The sequence below is a fragment of the Thiolapillus sp. genome, from assembly GCF_048562965.1.
In the GTDB taxonomy this organism is placed as follows: Bacteria; Pseudomonadota; Gammaproteobacteria; order Chromatiales; family Chromatiaceae; genus Thiolapillus; species Thiolapillus brandeum_A.
Map to the genome: position 1 here is coordinate 1 of NZ_JBHNMF010000387.1, position 3095 is coordinate 3095.

A 3095-nucleotide genomic window follows, 5' to 3' on the forward strand; every position below is an offset into this window, starting at 1 on the left:
TTGCACCAGAACGTATTAGGTCGTTGTTGATTGGTATTGCGGATGTTGTCGCTATTCAGCAGGGTGCAAATACTTACAAGATCGAAGATATTCTTGGACGTCGTTATGCTGCATGGAGAGGGGCTATTAACATTGTGTTCAAGCCACGTCGAGGGGGCAAGCCTTCTTACTGCGAATCAATACTGTTGCATCCCGATGATTTGAATAATCTGTTAGAAGAAGGAAAAAGTATTGAATCTGAAGTGCTAGCTATAATAACTCACCGTACTAACTTGCCATATTCCTGGCAGCATATATCGCTTGATGTGGTGAATAGGAAGATTCTAAGGCGTCAGTTGGGGAAAAGTATTGAGCGTGCGAAACAGAATAATGAAACGGCAGAGTATGTTGCTCTACTCGAAGAGGCCGACCGAGAACTCCAGGAAAAGGACAACGAAGTAGCTATTTTGCGATCAGATTTGGAAGAAACTACTGTGGAAGCACGTAAACTTCAAGCAGATATTGACGGGCTTAAATACGCATTGAGCGGAAGGGAGTCATCCACAGATGAAAACACTGATGAAGTTGAAGCAATTACACCATTAAGGGAAGCTATTTCAGCCGTTTTTAAAGATGACCCATCCTTGGAGCAATCACTAACAATTATCAGTGCGCTTTTCCCAGATAGAGTGGTGGTGCTTGAATCGGCTTATTCTTCAGCTCGGGATTCAATCCAATTTCGATATGGCAGTAAAGCCTTTAAATTGTTGTGGAACCTTGCAATTGGATATTGGGAAGCATTAGCAAGTGGTTTGGGGGATGGGCAGGCAAAAGATGTATTTGGACATAATGCTTTTGCAGCTAACGAAAGCGAGGTCTTAAGTGCCGCGGGTAAATCACGCCGAACTTTTCACTACAGGGGGCGAGATATCGAGATGCAGAAGCATCTTAAAATTGGCGTGAAGGACAGTGTTGCAGAAACGTTGCGTGTTCATTTCGAATGGCTGTCTGATGAACAGCGAATAGTAATAGGTTACTGCGGAAAACATTTGGATTTTTAAGAAGAAATAGGTAATGACTATTCAGAAGTTTATTCAATCCGACGTCATGCTACCTCGCGTCAAACGGAACGGGGTACTGGTGGTCTACGATCCGGATCTTCGCTATCGGGAGCTCTGCCAGGGCATGAACGCTAATGGCTTGCACGTCGTCGATGCCACGGAGAGCAGTATTGAGAGCCGAGAGGCTGCTCTGAAGCTACTTGGTGAATTGGGAACGTCCAATTCGGAAACGACGGGTTTGCTGATCTATGTTCCAGCGCCCGCACCGGTTTCAGATGAGGATCGGCAGCGGGATCCCTTTGCCTTGTACTCCGTGTGCGGCAATATCTTTCCGGAAGGGGATGGTGATGAGTATCTGAGTCTTTGTCTTAAAGCCAAACCGGATCACGCCACTGAGATTCGTGCTGTCTTTGAGAAAGATCCTAACCCTGCTTTTGCGGTGATCGATGCCATCGGCGGCGGTGTGGGGTGGCCGACCCTGCGGGCTCTGTTGGGCGCCGAGTCTTCACGGGATATTCTGTTCGGGCTGTTGGTACCGGACAACCGCCAACACATGGCCTTGCAGGAGCAGGATGCCTGGGTGGCGGAAGCCCGTGATCTGTTCAAGGCGACGCTGGGGTTAACACTCAAAACCCGCGCCAAGGCCTGGTCGAAAATTGCCGACGAGCTATGGCGCTTTCTGCTGTTCAGCGAATTTGTTTTCGATCTTCCTGAAACGACCCCTGCTGCGTTGGCGGATGTTCCCCATGCCGAGGACTCTGCGCGACCCTTGGTGCAGGATCTGTGTGACCGCCTTAGAAACGACCAGCGTACGCGCGTGACCTACATAGACAGAGCGGAGGCCATCGAAAAGGCTCTGGATTTGCCAAAGCTCTGTGTTGGAATCACGGACCTTGGTAAGCGCGATACCTTCCCGTTTGAAGAGCGGACCTTTTTTGCACGGGCGTTGGAGGCACTGAAACAGGAAGATGTCGATAAGGTCCGGGATATTATTCGCCGACACGCCGGGTCGGTCTGGACCGGCAAGGGCGAGAGCCAAGCGCAATGGGGTCTGATCCAGGCCGCGTTGCAATTGGTCGAGGCCTGTGATGACTTCGAACGCCAGTTGCCAAACCACAGTCGCACCCAGGATGATCTCATCGACTTCTACCTCAGTGGTCTGCGGGAGGCTGACCGGTACCAGCGCGAATTCGAGCAGGCGGTTGGCGACCACTTGGACGTTGAGGGTGAGATGGGTGTAGTCATCGAACAGGCCCGAGTACGTTACAGGCGCTTGGCCGAGAAGGCCCAGATGGTATTCACTAAGCAACTGGAGGCAAGCGGGTGGCCCCCAACAGGTAGACTGGCGAACGCCGATGTTTTTGACCATCTGGTCGCACCACGCCTGCAGGAGAGTGGCCGGCGGGTCGCCTATCTGCTCATCGATGCTTTGCGATACGAGCTTGGTGTGGCACTTCAACAGCAATTGGCGGAGGACGAACCGGTAGAACTCCACACTGCTTATGCCCAGTTGCCGAGCATTACCCTGGTGGGGATGGCGAGTCTTCTCCCAGGGGCTGGTAAACATCTGTCGCTGGTTAAGAAGAACGACGGATTTGTTCCCATGCTGGGAGAGACGGTGGTTTCGAATGTCAGCCAACGCATGGAGGTGTTGCGCAAGCAGTTTGGTGACCGATTTGCCGAGATGAAGTTGAATGACTTTGTCCGCGCCAAAAAGGCGCTACCCGATACGGTACACCTTCTGGTGCTGCGTAGCGTCGATATCGATAGCCAGTTGGAGAACAACCCAGAAACCACGCTCAGCCTGATCCATGATACTTTGAAGCGCATCAGGGTGGCGGTTCATAAGCTAAAAAAAGCGGGTTTCCACGATGTCATCATCGTTACCGACCATGGCTTCTTCCTGAATGCACAGGCCGAGGCGAGTGACGTGTGCGCTAGTCGAGTAGATCGGCCATTGCTGGCTTTCACCCTCACAGAACCGGACGTGCGGATTTCCCGCATCCGGCTCTTCCGAGCAGGTCACCCGGATTGAGCGGGAGCCAATTGTCTGGG

General features: G+C 51.9%; 2 protein-coding genes. Both read left to right on the forward strand.

Translation table 11 applies throughout. The annotated features are described in order from the left end of the window. Nucleotides 1–1040: hypothetical protein (locus ACOCD2_RS15195; RefSeq protein ID WP_419625765.1), on the forward strand; the 1040-nt coding region annotated here is incomplete at its 5' end. 13 nt (nt 1041–1053) lie between these two features. After that, nucleotides 1054–3075: a PglZ domain-containing protein gene (locus ACOCD2_RS15200; RefSeq protein WP_293652857.1), complete on the forward strand. Its 2022-nt coding sequence runs from the start codon at nt 1054–1056 to the stop codon at nt 3073–3075. The last annotated feature ends 20 nt before the right edge of the window (nt 3076–3095 follow it).

Bases quoted from the DNA above. Each gene is read 5' to 3' on its own strand.
- ACOCD2_RS15200 (WP_293652857.1), top strand. From the start codon at position 1,054: ATGACTATTCAGAAGTTTATTCAATCCGACGTCATGCTACCTCGCGTC.